At 70.5% G+C, this 15,754-nt stretch carries 15 protein-coding genes and 1 tRNA gene; 9 read left to right on the top strand and 7 right to left on the bottom strand.

Annotated features, from left to right (window positions below):
- Positions 1 to 26: 26 nt before the first annotated feature.
- The 5 genes from OG917_RS10345 to OG917_RS10325 all read left to right on the top strand — a co-directional run bounded on the left by OG917_RS10345 (position 27) and on the right by OG917_RS10325 (position 4,009).
- Positions 27 to 485, top strand: a complete 459-nt coding sequence (locus OG917_RS10345; RefSeq protein ID WP_328317274.1) for a peroxiredoxin — start codon at positions 27 to 29, stop codon at positions 483 to 485.
- Between the two features lie 124 nt (positions 486 to 609).
- Positions 610 to 1,185, top strand: a complete 576-nt coding sequence (locus OG917_RS10340) for a TerD family protein (protein WP_327297894.1) — start codon at positions 610 to 612, stop codon at positions 1,183 to 1,185.
- An 85-nt stretch (positions 1,186 to 1,270) separates the two neighbouring features.
- Complete coding sequence (locus OG917_RS10335) at positions 1,271 to 1,846, top strand: TerD family protein (RefSeq protein ID WP_328317273.1); 576 nt, start codon at positions 1,271 to 1,273, stop codon at positions 1,844 to 1,846.
- 150 nt (positions 1,847 to 1,996) lie between these two features.
- Positions 1,997 to 3,139 (top strand): DUF475 domain-containing protein, encoded by a 1,143-nt coding sequence (locus OG917_RS10330; protein WP_328317272.1) that lies wholly within the window; start codon positions 1,997 to 1,999, stop codon positions 3,137 to 3,139.
- A gap of 132 nt (positions 3,140 to 3,271) precedes the next feature.
- Positions 3,272 to 4,009 carry a TerD family protein gene (locus OG917_RS10325; RefSeq protein WP_328321783.1) on the top strand — a complete coding sequence of 246 codons (738 nt, stop codon included), beginning with the start codon at positions 3,272 to 3,274 and terminating at the stop codon, positions 4,007 to 4,009.
- Between the two features lie 60 nt (positions 4,010 to 4,069).
- Here OG917_RS10325 and OG917_RS10320 read toward each other — a convergent pair whose 3' ends face one another.
- Positions 4,070 to 4,870, bottom strand: a complete 801-nt coding sequence (locus tag OG917_RS10320) for a TerD family protein (RefSeq protein WP_328317270.1) — start codon at positions 4,868 to 4,870, stop codon at positions 4,070 to 4,072.
- Positions 4,871 to 5,063: 193 nt separating this feature from the next.
- Between OG917_RS10320 and OG917_RS10315 the strand changes: the two genes are divergently transcribed.
- From OG917_RS10315 to OG917_RS10305, 3 genes are read left to right on the top strand one after another with little or no spacing between them, the layout of a single operon-like run.
- Positions 5,064 to 6,248 (top strand): HpcH/HpaI aldolase/citrate lyase family protein, encoded by a 1,185-nt coding sequence (locus OG917_RS10315; protein WP_328317269.1) that lies wholly within the window; start codon positions 5,064 to 5,066, stop codon positions 6,246 to 6,248.
- Positions 6,248 to 8,827: a phosphoribosyltransferase gene (locus tag OG917_RS10310; RefSeq protein WP_328317268.1), complete on the top strand. Its 2,580-nt coding sequence runs from the start codon at positions 6,248 to 6,250 to the stop codon at positions 8,825 to 8,827. The genes OG917_RS10315 and OG917_RS10310 overlap by 1 nt, the downstream gene beginning before the upstream one ends.
- Complete coding sequence (locus OG917_RS10305) at positions 8,824 to 9,651, top strand: HAD family hydrolase (RefSeq protein WP_328317267.1); 828 nt, start codon at positions 8,824 to 8,826, stop codon at positions 9,649 to 9,651. The genes OG917_RS10310 and OG917_RS10305 overlap by 4 nt, the downstream gene beginning before the upstream one ends.
- Before the next feature lie 95 nt (positions 9,652 to 9,746).
- Here the strand turns inward: OG917_RS10305 and OG917_RS10300 are convergent, their stop codons facing one another.
- The 5 genes from OG917_RS10300 to OG917_RS10280 all read right to left on the bottom strand — a co-directional run bounded on the left by OG917_RS10300 (position 9,747) and on the right by OG917_RS10280 (position 14,194).
- Positions 9,747 to 9,968, bottom strand: coding sequence for an FmdB family zinc ribbon protein (locus OG917_RS10300; RefSeq protein ID WP_328317266.1), 222 nt, complete (start codon positions 9,966 to 9,968; stop codon positions 9,747 to 9,749).
- Between the two features lie 209 nt (positions 9,969 to 10,177).
- Positions 10,178 to 11,233 (bottom strand): sugar kinase, encoded by a 1,056-nt coding sequence (locus OG917_RS10295; RefSeq protein ID WP_328317265.1) that lies wholly within the window; start codon positions 11,231 to 11,233, stop codon positions 10,178 to 10,180.
- The gene (locus OG917_RS10290; RefSeq protein ID WP_328317264.1) at positions 11,230 to 11,898 is read right to left on the bottom strand and encodes a bifunctional 4-hydroxy-2-oxoglutarate aldolase/2-dehydro-3-deoxy-phosphogluconate aldolase; all 669 of its coding nucleotides are present in this window, start codon (positions 11,896 to 11,898) and stop codon (positions 11,230 to 11,232) included. The genes OG917_RS10295 and OG917_RS10290 overlap by 4 nt, the downstream gene beginning before the upstream one ends.
- A 95-nt stretch (positions 11,899 to 11,993) precedes the next feature.
- Positions 11,994 to 13,349 carry a hypothetical protein gene (locus OG917_RS10285; protein WP_328317263.1) on the bottom strand — a complete coding sequence of 452 codons (1,356 nt, stop codon included), beginning with the start codon at positions 13,347 to 13,349 and terminating at the stop codon, positions 11,994 to 11,996.
- A 71-nt stretch (positions 13,350 to 13,420) separates the two neighbouring features.
- Positions 13,421 to 14,194 carry a DUF4097 family beta strand repeat-containing protein gene (locus tag OG917_RS10280; RefSeq protein ID WP_328317262.1) on the bottom strand — a complete coding sequence of 258 codons (774 nt, stop codon included), beginning with the start codon at positions 14,192 to 14,194 and terminating at the stop codon, positions 13,421 to 13,423.
- A 239-nt stretch (positions 14,195 to 14,433) separates the two neighbouring features.
- Here OG917_RS10280 and OG917_RS10275 point away from each other — a divergent pair.
- Positions 14,434 to 14,505, top strand: a tRNA-Val gene (locus OG917_RS10275).
- A gap of 468 nt (positions 14,506 to 14,973) precedes the next feature.
- Here OG917_RS10275 and OG917_RS10270 read toward each other — a convergent pair.
- On the bottom strand, positions 14,974 to 15,741 hold the full coding sequence (locus OG917_RS10270; RefSeq protein WP_328321781.1) for a CDP-diacylglycerol diphosphatase: 768 nt from the start codon (positions 15,739 to 15,741) through the stop codon (positions 14,974 to 14,976).
- Positions 15,742 to 15,754: the final 13 nt, after the last annotated feature.

Below are 15,754 nucleotides of genomic sequence, written 5' to 3'. Positions count from 1 at the left end.
TGGCCCCACCGAAGGGAAGCGTTTTCATGGCGATCGAGGTCGGCACCAAGGCCCCGGATTTCGAGCTGAAGGACAACCACGGGCGCACCGTACGGCTCTCGGACTTCCGCGGCGGGAAGAACGTGGTGCTGCTCTTCTACCCCTTCGCCTTCACCGGCGTGTGCACGGGTGAGCTCTGCGCGCTCCGTGACGAGCTGCCCAGGTTCGTCAACGACGACGTGCAGCTGCTGGCCGTCTCCAACGACTCCATCCACACGCTGCGCGTCTTCGCGGAGCAGGAGGGTCTCGAATACCCGCTGCTCTCGGACTTCTGGCCGCACGGCGAGGCCTCGCGGGCGTACGGCGTCTTCGACGAGGAGAAGGGGTGCGCGGTGCGCGGGACCTTCATCATCGACAAGGAGGGTGTCGTCCGCTGGACCGTCGTCAACGGTCTGCCCGACGCACGTGACCTGAACGAGTACGTCAGGGCGCTCGACACTCTCTGACCCGGCCGGTGAAGAGCCTGCCCGGTCCGGGAACCGGTCACTAGGATCGGTTCGTTGATCCGATGCCACGTAAATACGGGGGCAAGGGCCCTCCTCGGCCCCTCGAAACCAATTGGGAGGACTCGTGGGAGTCAGCCTCAGCAAGGGCGGCAACGTCTCGCTGACCAAGGCCGCACCCAATCTGACCGCGGTCGTCGTCGGTCTCGGATGGGATGCACGCACCACCACAGGTGGTGACTTCGACCTCGACGCCAGCGCTCTGCTGACGAACGAAGAGGGCAAGGTCGCCAACGACTCGAACTTCGTCTTCTTCAACAACCTCAAGAGCCCCGACGGCTCGGTCGAGCACACCGGTGACAACCTCACCGGTGAGGGCGAGGGCGACGACGAGGTCATCAAGGTGAACCTCGCCGGCGTTCCCGCCGACGTCGCGAAGATCGTGTTCCCGGTCTCGATCTACGAGGCCGAGAGCCGTCAGCAGAGCTTCGGCCAGGTCCGCAACGCGTACATCCGCGTGGTGAACGAGGCCGACAACTCGGAGCTGGCGCGGTACGACCTCAGTGAGGACGCGTCGACGGAGACCGCCATGGTCTTCGGCGAGCTCTACCGCAACGGCGCGGAGTGGAAGTTCCGCGCGATCGGCCAGGGGTATGCCTCAGGTCTGCGCGGTATCGCACAGGACTTCGGCGTCAACGTCTGAGCAGGAGTCACTCCGTCCGGCGCCGCACCCTGTGCGGCGCCGGACGTGCTAGTCAACGTTCACACCTCGGGGAGGATCCGCGATCATGGGCGTCACACTCGCCAAGGGGGGCAATGTCTCCCTCTCGAAGGCCGCACCCAACCTCACTCAAGTACTGGTCGGGCTCGGCTGGGACGCACGTTCCACCACCGGAGCGGACTTCGACCTCGACGCCAGCGCCCTGCTGTGCCAGTCCGGCCGGGTGCTCGGTGATGAGTGGTTCATCTTCTACAACCAGCTCACCAGCCCGGACGGCTCCGTGGAGCACACCGGGGACAATCTGACGGGTGAGGGCGAGGGCGACGACGAGTCGATCATCGTCGACCTCTCCAAGGTGCCCGCCCACTGCGACAAGATCGTCTTCCCGGTCTCGATCCACGACGCGGACAGCCGCGGCCAGACCTTCGGACAGGTGGCCAACGCCTTCATCCGCGTGGTGAACCAGGCGGACGGCCAGGAGCTGGCGCGGTACGACCTCAGCGAGGACGCGTCGACGGAGACCGCGATGATCTTCGGCGAGCTCTACCGGTACAGCGGCGAGTGGAAGTTCCGTGCCGTGGGACAGGGGTACGCGTCGGGGCTGCGCGGCATCGCTCTAGACTTCGGGGTCAATGTTTCCTAAAGCATTCTTCCCGCATGGTTCAAGTCCGGGAGATTCCCCGGGTTCCGTGCGGGGAGTCCAGGGCCCGCAGCCGGGGAGAATGCAGGGCTGGGACGACACCTGGACCGCGCGCGGCGCGGGGGAACCCGTACAAACACGATGGGGTAGCCAGTGCTTCTGAAAACCTTCGGGTGGTCATTCGTGATCACCGTGGTCGGTCTTGCCGTGGCGGTGATCTACGACGGATGGACTGCCCTGGGCATTGTGGCGATCCTGGGCGTCCTGGAGATCTCGCTGTCCTTCGACAACGCGGTGATCAACGCCGGAATCCTGAAGAAGATGAGTGCCTTCTGGCAGAAGATCTTCCTCACGGTCGGTGTGCTCATCGCCGTCTTCGGTATGCGACTGGTCTTCCCTGTCGTGATCGTCGCCATCAGCGCCAAGATCAATCCGATCGAGGCGGTGAAGCTGGCCTTCAACGAGAAGGACCACTACCAGCAGCTGGTCACCGACGCGCACCCGTCGATCGCCGCCTTCGGTGGCATGTTCCTGATGATGATCTTCCTCGACTTCATCTTCGAGGACCGTGACATCCAGTGGCTCCGCTGGATCGAGCGCCCGCTGGCCAAGCTCGGCAAGGTCGACATGCTCTCGGTCTGCATCGCGCTCATCGTGCTGCTGATCTCGTCCTTCACCTTCGCCACCCAGGCCCACCAGCACGGTGGCGCGCACGCGGACAAGGCGCAGACGGTCCTCATCTCCGGTATCGCGGGCCTCATCACCTACCTCGTGGTGGGCGGGCTCTCCGGGTTCTTCGAGAACCGGCTCGAGGAGGACGAGGAGCGCGAGCAGGAGGCCGAGGAAGAGGCCAGGAAGTCCGGCTCGAACGTCCCGGCCGTCATGATGGCCGGCAAGGCCGCGTTCTTCATGTTCCTCTACCTGGAAGTCCTCGACGCCTCCTTCTCCTTCGACGGGGTCATCGGCGCCTTCGCCATCACCAACGACATCGTGCTGATGGCGCTCGGCCTCGGTATCGGCGCCATGTACGTCAGGTCGCTCACCGTCTACCTGGTCCGCCAGGGCACCCTCGACGACTACGTCTACCTGGAGCACGGCGCGCACTACGCGATCGGCGCGCTCTCGGTGATCCTGCTCGTCACCATCCAGTACGAGATCAACGAGATCATCACCGGTCTCGTCGGAGTCGTACTGATCGCCTGGTCCTTCTGGTCCTCGGTCCGCAGGAACAAGCGGATCGAGGCAGAGGGCGGCGGCAGCCCGGGCGAGCGGAAGGAAGTCCCGTCCGGGGTGTGACCCGTACCGGATTGCGGAACGCTCTGAACGGGGCGGGCAGGAAGCGGAAGCCTCCTGCCCGCCCCGTGCGCGTGGGGGAAGAAGACCGGGGAAGAACCGGGGAAGAGTCACCGAGTGAGCTGGGGGTGGGGCATGGCCTTCTGGGACAGTCTCCGACGGGAAAAGTCACCGCACTTCGATTCGGGGAGCGCCGCGTCCAACTCGATCGAGCTGACCAAGCGGCACCCGTCGGTCTCGCTGACCAAACAGGGCGCGACCACCGGGAACCTGCGCGTGAACCTGTCCTGGCGGATGCGGTCCTCGGACTTCGGAGGCAGCTCACGGCAGCGCGGCGGCCTGCTGCGCCACCCGTCCAGGCTGTTCCAGCCGGACGTCGTCCAGGCGCACACCCAGGGCGTCGTCAACGTCGACCTCGACCTCGGCTGCCTCTATGAGCTGGAGGACGGCACCAAGGGTGTGGTGCAGCCTCTGGGGAACTTCCTCGGCGGGCTCAACGAAGCGCCGTATGTGCAGCTCAGCGGCGACGACCGGTTCGGATCGCCGTCCGGTGAGACGATCTTCGTCAACCTCGACCACCGCGACGAGATCAAGCGGCTGCTGGTCTTCGTCTACATCTACGACCAGACGCCCGCCTTCGACCGTACGCACGCCGTGGTCACGCTCTACCCCAGCAACGGCCCGCGGATCGAGATCCAGCTGGACGAACGCCATCCGCAGGCCCGCTCGTGCGCGGTCTTCGCCCTCGACAAGGTCAAGGGCGATCTGGTGGTGCGCCGCGAGGTGAAGTTCGTCTACGGCTTCCAGGCCGAGCTGGACCGGCTGTACGGCTGGGGGCTCCAGTGGGGCCGGGGCTACAAGAGCAAGATCTGAGCCCGCCGGCCGGGACCGGCCGGCCGGTCCCGGCCGACTGCCGGACCGGCGCCGTCCCGCTCACCGGGGCAGGAACTGCGGTCCCATCGGGGGCAGCCGGAAGTACGGATCGGGGGCGGGTGCCGCTGCCGCGGCCGGCTGCGGGTAGCCGTAGCCGTAGCCGGGCGGCGGTGACTGCGGAGGTGGCGGGACGGCGCCGGGCGCCACCCGGACCGTGGGCCCCGTGGAGCCGGGCTGACCGGGCTGCTCGGCCGTGGCTGCCGCGGCACCCGGAGCACCGCCGGCCCCGGCCTGCTCGGCGCTCTCGTCGACCGAGATGCCGTACGCCGTGGCCAGCCCGACCAGACCGGTCGGATAGCCCTGGCCGACCGCCCGGAACTTCCAGCCGTCCCCGCGGCGGTACAGCTCGCCGCAGATCATCGCCGTCTCCTCGCCGGTCTCCGGCTGCACGTCGAACACGGCCAGCGCCTGGGTGCCGTCCCCGGCGGGCGCCGCCGCGTCGTACAGGAGGATCCGCAGATCACGTACGGTCCGGAAGGACGCGTCGTCGGACGACGCGGCCAGCACGACCTGCTCCACCGAGGGGTCCAGGGCGGCCAGATCGGCCTCGACGGTGTCGGTGAGGCCTTCGGCGACACGTTTCTTCGACAGCCTCCGCACCAGGCCCGACGGATGGCGCGGCTGGTTGTAGAAGACGAAGTCCTCGTCGGAGCGCACACGGCCGCCGGGGCCCAGCAGCAGGGCGGAAGCGTCGATGTCGGGTACGTCGGGACCCGGGGTCCAGCGCAGGACGGCCCGTACCGCCAGGGCGTCCAGCGGGACGTTCGAACCCTTCATCATCGCGTGCGTCATGCCGGTCATCCTGCCCTCCCCGCGGGGGCGCGGACAACGTGGGGGCGCTTTGCGGCGAGTCCGGTACATCCCAGCGGAACGGGTGGGACGACTGTTGCGGATCGGTGTGGATTCCGTCGCGGTTGGAACTTGTGACATGCGGCCATACGTACTATTACCGGCCACGCGTCATCGGGACGGCATGGCACTACCGGGGGACCTTATGCATCATTTCGGGCATATCTCGCCCCTCGTCCGGTCGGAGCTCTTCCACCAGCACCCGGCCGACTTCACCTCGGGGTCCCCGGCACCCGTCCTCGCCGCCGCCCTCGGCGCGACGCTCTACAGCCCGGCCACCCGGCCGCAGCTCGCCGACGACGTGCTGAAACAGGCCGCGCGCGGGGTGGTCTCCATGGTGCTCTGCCTGGAGGACTCCATCGACGACGCCGACGTCGCCGATGGCGAGGCCAATCTGGTCCGCCAGTTCGCCGAGCTGGACGCCAGGTGCGCCGGGCGCTCACTGGACCCGGACGGTGTCCCACTGCTCTTCATCCGGGTCCGCGAACCGGAGCAGATACCCGACCTGGTCCGCAGGATGGGCCCATCGGTGCGGCTGCTGTCCGGATTCGTACTGCCGAAATTCACCGAGGAGCGCGGCACGGCCTTCCTGGAGGCGCTCACCGGCGCGGAGGCCGGGTGCGGCCGGCGGCTGTTCGCGATGCCGGTCCTCGAATCACCCGAGCTGCTGCACCTGGAGACCCGCGCCGATACCCTCGCCGGGATAGCCCGCACGGTCGACAAGTACCGCGAACGGATCCTCGCGCTCCGGCTGGGTGTCACCGACTTCTGCTCGGTGTACGGACTGCGCAGGACGCCCGACATGACCGCGTACGACGTGCAGATCGTCGCCGCGGTCATCGGCGACGTGGTGAACGTCCTGGGACGCTCGGACGGTACGGGCTTCACGATCACCGGCCCGGTCTGGGAGTACTTCCGCGTACAGGAACGGATGTTCAAGCCCCAGCTGCGCCGCAGCCCCTTCACGGAGGGCCGCGCCGACCAGCTCCGCACCACGCTGATCGAGCACGACCTGGACGGACTGCTGCGCGAGATCGGGCTCGACCGCGCCAACGGACTGCTCGGGAAGACCTGCATCCATCCCTCGCACGTGATGCCCGTGCACGCCCTCTCGGTCGTCAGCCACGAGGAGTTCAGCGACGCCCAGGACATCGTCCGCCCCGAACGGGACGGCGGTGGGGTGCTGCGCTCCGCCTACACGAACAAGATGAACGAGGTGAAACCGCACCGGGCCTGGGCCGAGAGGACCCTGCTCCGGGCGGAGGTCTTCGGTGTGGCCAGAGAAGACATCGGCTTTGTCGAACTGCTCACGGCCGGGCTGCCCGGCTGATGCGAACCGGAAGAGGGACGAACGAAGTGGTCTGGTCGGGAACGTGGGTCGCGGACCGGCTCGGTGTGCGGCTCTCGGGGGACGAGGGCATCCGGGACATGCTGGGCCTCGCCCTGCGGCGCAACCCGAAACGTGCCCATCTGCTGGTGTCGAACGTGCTGGGCAAGCATGTGCCGCAGCGCCCCTCGGTGGTCCACGGCCACGGCCACGAGCTCGGTCTCGCGGTACGGCGGCTGCTGGGTGACGAGGAAGCGGCCCGTGCGGTCGTGCTCGGTTACGCGGAGACCGCGACGGGACTCGGGCACTCGGTCGCGGACGGGCTGGCGCTCGCCCCCTGTCTGCACTCCACCCGCCGCGAGGTTCCCGGAGTGGCGCGGGCGGGCGGCTTCGAGGAGTCGCACTCGCACGCGACCTCGCACCTGCTGCTGCCCGAGGACCCGGACCTGCTGGCGGGCGACGGCCCGCTCGTCCTCGTCGACGACGAGTTCTCCACCGGCAACACGGTGCTCAACACCATCCGCGACCTGCACGCGCGCTATCCGCGCCAGTGGTACGTGGTCGTCGCCCTGGTCGACATGCGCTCGGCCGCCGACCAGCGGCGGCTGGCGGACTTCGCCCGGGAGACCGGCGCCCGGGTCGACCTCCTGACGGCGGCCCGGGGTGAGGTCGAACTGCCCGACGGCGTACTGGAGAAGGGGCGCCGCCTGGTCGAGGAGCACGAGGGAACGGGCGGGCGGGGCGGGGCCCGCGACGGGCACCGCCCGCGCCCGGCGGACGGCGCCGTGTCCCCAGGGCCGGTCGTCCGGGTGGACCTCGGCTGGCCCGCCGGTCTGCCGGACGGCGGGCGGCACGGTTTCACCCCCGGACACCGCACCGCTTTGGAGGCCGCACTGCCGGGGATGGCGGCACGGCTCGCGGACGCGCTGGCCGAAGGCGCGGGCGCGACGGCTGCCCCGGACGCGCCCGCCCCGGCGCCCGCTCCCGGAAAGCCGCGTGTCCTCGTGCTCGGATTCGAGGAGCTGATGTACGTCCCGCTCCGCCTGGGCCTCGCCCTGGAGCAGGCCGGGCACGACGTGCGCTCGTCGACCACCACCCGCTCACCCGTGCTCGCCGTGGACGATCCCGGCTACGCGATCCGGACAGGCCTGGCCTTCCCCGCCCACGACAACCCGGGTGACGGGCCGGGCGAGCGCTACGCGTACAACGTGGCGGGCGGCGGCTTCGACGCGGTGGCCGTGATCGTCGACTCGGCCGCGGACACCCCCGAACTGCACGCCTCCCAGGGCCTCCTGGCACAACTCGCCGCACACGTGCCGCGCGTACTGCTGGCGGTGGTCCCCTCGTTCGTCCCTTCGCGCGTCCCTCAGCGGCCGCACGGCCACGGACAGCCGCACACCCCCCGACAGCCGCACACCCCCGGACAGCAGGAAGCAGCCCCCATGCCCGAGCCGCTGCGCGGCCCCGCCTTCTCCTCCTACGCCGCCGAGGACGTCGGCTGGCTGCTCCAGGATCTCTCCGACGTGGCCCTTGAGGCGCCCACCGAGGAGCGTGAGGAGGCGATCCAGGCGGGCGGCGCCCACTACGCCGAGTCGCTGCCCGTCGAGTACCAGCCGAGCGAGCAGTACCAGGAGCTGTTCAGGGCGGCACTGGAGACCTCGGCGCCGCGCATCGCGCAGGCCGTGGGCACGGTCACCGAAACCGTGCTCGCCGAGCGCTCCGCACGGCCGGTCCTGGTCTCCCTCGCCCGCGCGGGGACGCCCGTCGGCGTGCTGATGCGGCGCTGGGCGCAGCACCGCCACGGCCTGGACCTCCCGCACTACGCGGTGTCGATCGTGCGCGGCCGGGGTATCGACGCCAACGCGCTGCGCTGGCTGGCCGCACACCACGACCCGGCCGACGTCGTGTTCGTGGACGGCTGGACCGGCAAGGGCGCCATCACCCGTGAACTGGCGGAAGCACTCGCCGGGTTCCCCGGCTTCGACCCGGAGATCGCGGTCCTCGCCGACCCCGGCGGCTGCGTCCGGACCTACGGCACCCGGGAGGACTTCCTCATCCCGTCCGCCTGCCTCAACTCCACGGTGTCCGGGCTGATCTCACGTACGGTCCTCCGCGCCGACCTGGTCGGGCCCGGGGATTTCCACGGCGGCAAGTTCTACCGCGAACTGGCGGCGTCCGATGTCTCGGCCCACTTCGTCGACGCGGTCGCCGCCCGCTTCGACGAAGTGTCCGCGGCGGTGGACACAGCGGTCGGGAAACAGTCGGCCGAAGACCGTTCGCCGACCTGGGAGGGGTGGGCGGCTGTCGAGCGGATCAGCGAGGAGTACGGCATCCACGACGTCAACCTGGTCAAGCCGGGCGTCGGTGAGACCACCCGTGTCCTGCTGCGCCGGGTCCCCTGGAAGATCCTCGCCAGGAGCGGCGCCGGTGCCGATCTCGACCACGTACGGCTTCTCGCGGAGCAGCGCGGTGTCCCCGTGGAGGAGGTCGAAGGCCTGCCGTACAGCTGTGTCGGCCTCATCCACCCGCGCTTCACCCGCGGCGCGACCGGCGCCGACGGCACCGCGGCGGTGACCGGATGAGCAGGACGGCTCCCGTACTCGTCGCCAGCGACCTCGACCGCACCCTCATCTACTCGGCGCCCGCGCTCGGTCTGACCATGCCGGATGCCGAAGCGCCGAGGCTGCTGTGCGTGGAGGTGTACGAGAGCAGACCGCTCTCGTATCTGACCGAGACCGCGGCCGGGCTGCTCGGCAGCCTCGCGGCCGAGACACTCTTCGTCCCGACGACCACCCGCACCCGGGAGCAGTACCACCGCATCCGGCTGCCCTGCCCGCCGCCGCGGTTCGCGATCTGCGCCAACGGCGGCCATCTCCTGGTCGACGGGGTGTCCGACCCGGACTGGCAGTCCGGTGTGGCCCGGCGGCTGGCTGCCGAGTGCGCCCCGCTGTCCGAGGTGCGGGCCCACCTGGTCGCCGCCGCCGACCCCGCCTGGCTGCTCAAGGAGCGTGTCGCCGAGGACCTCTTCGCCTATCTGGTCGTCGAGCGGGCCCTGCTGCCCGAGGGCTGGCTGAAGGAGCTCGCCGCCTGGGCGGGGCCGCGCGGCTGGACGGTCTCGCTCCAGGGCCGCAAGCTCTACGTGGTCCCGGACCCGCTCACCAAGAGCGCGGCGATGCGGGAGGTGGCGCGGCGCACCGGCGCCGAACTGACCCTGGCCGCAGGCGATTCACTGCTGGACGCGGATCTGCTGCTCGCCGCCGACCGGGGCTGGCGCCCCGCGCACGGCGAGCTGGCGGACGCGGGCTGGAGCGCGCCGCATGTCGCGGAGACCGCCGGACGCGGAGTCGCGGCCGGCGAGGAGATCCTCCGGGAGTTCACCCGCGCCGCGCTCGGCCACGGTCGCTGACCGGAGTCGTGCAGCCGAGGGGCGCGGGCGCGGTGAGGTGGTACGGCGACGGCCGTGTGCACCGGCGAGCGGAGGAGCTGGTTACGGCCGGCGGGTCAGCCGCAGCAGCCGCCGCCGCAGCACCCGCCTCCACCGCCCCCGCCACTCCCGCCGGACGGAGCCCCGGCAGAGGTCCCGCCGACGGCGACGGCGGACAGCAGCTTGACCGTGTCCTCGTGGCCTTCGGGGCAGGTGGCGGGTGCGGAGGACTCCGCCATCGGGCGGCTGATCTCGAACGTGTCGCCGCAGGAGCGGCAGCGGTACTCGTAACGGGGCATGCGGCCAAGGTTAGAGGCGCGGAGCGCCGCCGCACACCACCACGGCGTACGACCTCGGCGGGACGGCCCCAGTGGTGCACCGCTCAGGCGTACTGCGGGGTCGGGTACCGCTTCGGCGTACACCGCGCCCCGGCTGAGCGCCGCGCCCCGGCTGAGCGCCGCGGCACCGGCTGAGCGCCGCGGCACCGGCTCAGCGCCGCGGCACCGGCTCAGCGGACCACCGTGCCAGGGGCCGCCCCCAGGAGCCCCAGCTCGGCCCGTGTCGGGGCGCCCTCCCAGTCACCGGACGCCGCCACCGCGAACGCTCCCGTGGTCACGGCCCGGTCCAGCCGGCCCGCCGTGCCCGAGCCGTCGAGCAGGGCCGAGAGATAACCGGCGACGAACGCGTCGCCCGCACCGACCGGGTCCACGGCGGGCACCGTACGGGCGGGGACATGCAACTCGCCCTGCAGCGTGTACGCCGTGGCGCCCGCAGCCCCGAGCTTGACCACGACCTCGCCCGCCCCGGCCTCCAGGAGCGCCTCCGCGCGCAGTGCCGGGTCCTCCGGGGAGCCCGCGGGCAGGCAGAGCGGCAACTCGTCGTCGGACGCGATCAGTACGTCCGCGCGCGGAGCCCAGTCCCGCATGACCGCCGAGGCCTCCTCCGTACTCCACAGCCGGGAGCGGAAGTTGACGTCGAGGCTGATCAGTACGTCGTTCTCGGCAGCCAGTTCCATGGCCCGTTCGGCCGCGCACCGGGCCCCGGGTGAGAGGGCGGGGGTGATGCCCGTCAGATGCAGGACGCGGGTCGCGCCCGACGCTCCCGCCCCGGTACCTGCTCCGGATCCGGCTTCGGCACCGGCACCGGCTTCGGCACCGGCACCGGCACCGGCTTCGGATCCGGCACCGGCTTCCAGGAAAGAGGTGAAGGCCCGCTCCACGTCGTCGGCCGCGACCCTCGAACCGGCCGAACCGGCCCGGTAGTAGTGCACCCGCGTGACACCGGGCAGCCGGGGCTCGAAGAGGAGCAGCCCGGTGGGAGCGCCCTCGTCCCGGGTGGAGCCCGCGACGCCGACCCCCTCGGCGCGCAGCGTCCTGAGCACCAGCTCACCCGCCTCGTCCGCACCGACCGCGCCCGCCCACCGCACCGGGTGCCCCAGCCGGGCCAGGCCGATGGCCACATTCGACTCCGCGCCCGCGACCGAGACGGCCATCGAGCCGCCCAGCTTCAGCTGTCCGTCTCCGCGCAGCGCGACCATCGTCTCGCCGAAGGTGAAGACGCTCATGACCGGCCCGCCGAGCCCGCTGCCCCGGCGGCCCGCGCCGTCTCCACGACGTCGAGGAACGCGGCAGCCCGCTTGCGCAACGCCTCCTGGTCCCCGCCGTCGGCGGCGTCCCCGATCAGCGGCGACCCGACACCCACGGCGACCGCCCCCAGCGCCAGGTACTCGGCGGCAGCCGCGGCATCCACCCCGCCCACCGGCACGAAAGGGACGTCCGGGAAGGGAGCCCGCAGCGCCTTCAGATACGAGGGCCCGCCCACCGAGGCGGGGAAGAGCTTCAGCGCAGCGGCTCCGGCCGCGACACCCGCGATGACCTCGGTGGGGGTGACGACGCCGGACAGCACAGGAAGGCCCAGCCGTACGGACTCCGCCACGCCCGCCCCGAGCCCCGGCGTCACGGTGAACCCGGCCCCGGCGTCCGCGGCCCGCCGGGCGTCGTCCGCGGTCAGCACGGTGCCCGCGCCCAGCCAGGCGCCGTCCCCGAGGGCGGCCCGCGCCCGCCGGATGACGCCGAGCGAGTCGGCGCCGCTGAGCGACACCTCGACCAGGGGTATCCCGCTCTCGACGAGCGTCATCACCGACCTGAAGGATGCTTCGGGGTCCGAGCCGCGGACGATGGCGACCAGCCGCTCGTCCCGGAGGCTCGCGGTGAAGTGGTGGCGGTCCATGCTGTTCTCTTCCTCTGCTGTGGTGATTCCTGAGCCGGGCCGGACGGCCGTCCGGGGGCCGCACGGCCCCACGGGTACGACCGGCTGCGTGCAGCTCAGTGTCCTGCCCCGCGCGCCTCACGGATCTGCTCGACCACGCGGGTGGCCGTCTTCCGTACCTCCCCGGTCTCCGTGAGGAAGTGCCAGTAGTCGGGGTGCCGCCCCTCCAGCCCAGCGACCGCCCGGTCCAGCCGCTCCACGGCCTGGTCCAGCGGACGGGCGTGCCGGGGATCCGGCGTGTTGCGGCCCGCCATCGCGAGCCGCTGGGCGTCCCGGATCGCGAACCTGGTCCGGTCGATCTCCTGCTGCGGATCCTTCGCCACGGCGTTGAGCCGGTCGAGCCGCGCACCGGCCGCCGAAACCGCCTCGTCGGTGTTGTCGAGCAGCGACCTGACCGTGGTGAGGAGGGACGTCACATCGGGCCAGCGCTGCTCCTCGCGAGCCCGGGTCGCTTCCTTGAGCTTCTCCTCCGCCTGCCGCACGGAGACGGCGGCCTGCTCGGGCACGTGCTGGAGGTCCTGCCAGCAGGGCGCGGTGAAGCGGCGCCGCAGCTCGCTGAGGACCGGGGCCACCTGCCCGGCCCGGGTGGTGAGCGCCTGGGCGCGGGTACGCAGCGACACCAGCCGCCGGTCGATCTCGGATGCCCGCTCCGGCAGCCGGGCGGCCTCGGCGCGTACCGCCTCGGCATCCCGCATCACCTGCTCGGCGCGGTCCAGCGTGGCCTGGACGCCGTGCTGGCCTGCGCCCTGGTTGAGCTTGGTCAGCTCGGGCCCGAGCTGCGCCAGGCGGGTGGCGAGGTCGTCGGCCTTCAGCCCCGACTCCCGCACGGCGTCGAGAGCATTGCTCGCGGAGAGGAGCGCCTGTCGCGCCCGTTCCACGGCGGGCGCGAGCCGGGCGAGCTGGGTCTCGGCCTTGCCGAGCAGGGGCCCCAGCCCCTGCCCGAACCGGTCCAGCTCGCTCTTCACACGTACGAGATTGTCCTTGGCCCGTGTCAGCTCCGTACGCGCCTGGGACAGGGCGGAGCTCTCCAGGCCGTCCCGGTCCAGGTCATGCGCGTCGACCGCGGTGATGTACTCCGTGCTGACCTCGTCGATCCGCTGCCCCAGCGCGGCGAACCCGGAAACCGCCCTGCGGGCCTCCGGCGAGTTGTCCACCGCCGAGATGGTCTCGATCGAGATCCGCAGATCGCGCTGTGCGGTGTCCAGGTCGTAGAAAGCCGCAGCTGCGGCGTCCTTCGCGGCCTGTGCGTCGGCCCGCTGGCTCTCGCCCCGCCCGCCGAACCAGCGCCGGGTGCCGCCGCCCGCGAAGGCACCCGCCAGCCCGGCCAGCAACGGCACCGGGAGGACCATGAGCGTCAGCACATCCCGGACGGCACTCGATCGCGCGTACGGCTGCCTGTGTCTTGCCGTCACATCCCTCTCCCGTGCTGGTCCGCCCTGCCCTGGCCATTCTCCCACCAGGCAGGGACGAACACACGGGCCGGTCAGTCCGCGCTTCGAACAGTGATCCCACCGTTGTCACTGCGCGCACTCACCGAGTGGGTGCCGGCGTCGTCCGTGGGCACCCGGACCTTGGTGCTGCCGTTGCTGCTGCGGGTGTCGACCTTGTACGCGAGTCCGGGCTTCTTCGGCAGCACGATCTCGATCGATCCGTTGTTGCTGACGGTCTGTACCCGGTCGGGGACCCCGGTGAGCGACAGCCGTACCCTGCCATTGCTGGAATCCGCGGTGATCTGCCTGGACGAGACACCGTCCGCGTTGATGGTCCCGTTGTCGCTGTTCAGGTCGAGGGCGCCGCTGGAGTTCCGGACTGTGACCTTGCCGTTGCTGGAACCGAGCTTCAGAGCGGTGTCGAACCCGCTGGCGGTCACGGATCCGTTGTCGTCCTCCACGACCACGGCAACCCCGCGCGGCACCTCGATCCGGTGCCGCGCCGAACAGTTGCTGACGACGCCGGTGCACCTCACTTTCAGGGTGAGGGTGCCGTCCTCCATGGACCAGGAGGGGTCGGGGCCGCTGCCGAAGACGACCCAGCCGTCGACATGCCGGGTGACCTGCACGGACTTCACATCGGCCGGCACCAGCTCGACAGCGGAGTCGTCGGTGCGGACGGTCAGCGTCCTGCCGCTCAGTGCGAACGACTTGTGCTCGGCGGGCGCGTCCGAAGAATCGGAGCCGCACCCGGCGAGGGCGAGCGACACCAGGACGGCCCCTCCGGCCACGATGAGCGTACGGGTGCGGAGTGCCACGTTGATCATTCCCCCAGTCGGACCGAACCTGCCGAACAGCCCTCACGGTACGGACCGCCCCCACCCCCGCACGATCCAGCGACCCACCGGACCCGGGGTGGGGTTAACCCCCGGCGGCGGGGACCTGGGGAGTGGGACGCGGGACGGTGGGTGGGCTGCCGGACGGAGCCCCTCCCCGGGGCTCCGTGGCCCCTGCAATGAGTTTGCGGACGGGGGCCCGGGGCCATGTACCCTGTTGCTTCATCCACGGGTGCGTAGCTCAGGGGTAGAGCGCTGCTCTTACAAAGCAGATGTCGGCAGTTCGAAACTGCCCGCGCCCACATGTAGTTGCTGTGCAGGTGAGACCCCCTTTCTCGCGATCAGCGAGACGGGGGGTTTTCTCTTGTCGAGGCGGCCCCGGGAGTCCACATCCAGGCCACACCGTGGATGTGATCCCTGCGCCCCCGGGTGGGACGCGCGCCCGTGGCCTGGCCGCGCATCGCCGGCGGGGATTCCGGGATTCCGGGTCTCGTTACCGGGGACGGGGCGTGCGTCGCTGCGCTATCCCCGAGGCACCCCCATACGGCGACCGGCTCCACTGGGGGCGCCCCCGGCCGTTCGGCTCGGGCCAGGGGCGCTTTGGCCCCGCCCATGTCATGCGCGGATCGCCGGTGTCCTGTGCTGTGACCGGTTCGCCACTTGGGCCGGGGAACCCGGCCTGTGCTGTTCCCTCCCGGAGAGGTACGGACGCCACCGAACTCGTCGCCCGCGCCGCCGTCAGGGGACACTGCGTTTCTAGTTCAGAGGGATCAGCTGTACACGAGAAGGTGGTCACACGTATTCGTGCCGTCGTGGAGCGAAGGGTCGCTGTTGAGTACGTAGAAAGCCCCGGCGAATCCGGTGGCTGTCATCTTCGGTACCACGATCAGTGTCTGGTTCGCCATGTTCAGCCCGCTCGGCCTCACCACGTACTGATTCAGCTGCGCGAAGAGATTCATACCGAGACTGGGCAGCCTGAGGGCTCGGTACGTACGGTCCCCCGTCCCGTCGGAGCCGGTGACCGGTACCCGGTACTGCGCGGCGTTCCATTGCGCGGGGTTGGTGGCCATGCGGCCCATCATCTCCAGTTCCTGGAGCCGCCGCTGTGTGCTCGCCCGGACGCCGGCCATGTGAATGTGCAACTGATCGAGGAACCGGGCGCTCTGCGAGTTGATCCCCAAACCGATATTGGGATACTGCACGGGGACGCTCCCCCCACTTCGCGCGTTCTCCCATGCGTCGTTCCAGTAATTCGGCGCTCCGGCGGTCTCGATGAACGGGCATTCGATACCGGTGATCCGGCAACTGGGAGTCAGGAGAAAGTTGTGCTGGCTTGAGGGCCTGCCGTGCAGTACGACGTAGTCCGAGGTCACCTTCAGGCATGCGGGCGGGTTCTGCCCGGGGGGCAGTGGCTTTCCATGCGTGCAGTACTGGACGTCCCGCCACAGCGGATCGTTGTCGGCGGGGCTGCCGCAGAGGGGCTGGAGCTGAGCAGGGGGGCAGTTCGGGGTTCCCCCGGGAGGCGGAGTGGGGCACATGTCGAGGGAGGGG

The organism is Streptomyces sp. NBC_00388, assembly GCF_036061255.1.
In the GTDB taxonomy this organism is placed as follows: domain Bacteria; phylum Actinomycetota; class Actinomycetes; order Streptomycetales; family Streptomycetaceae; genus Streptomyces.
This window is presented reverse-complemented; position numbering and strand designations above follow the sequence as displayed.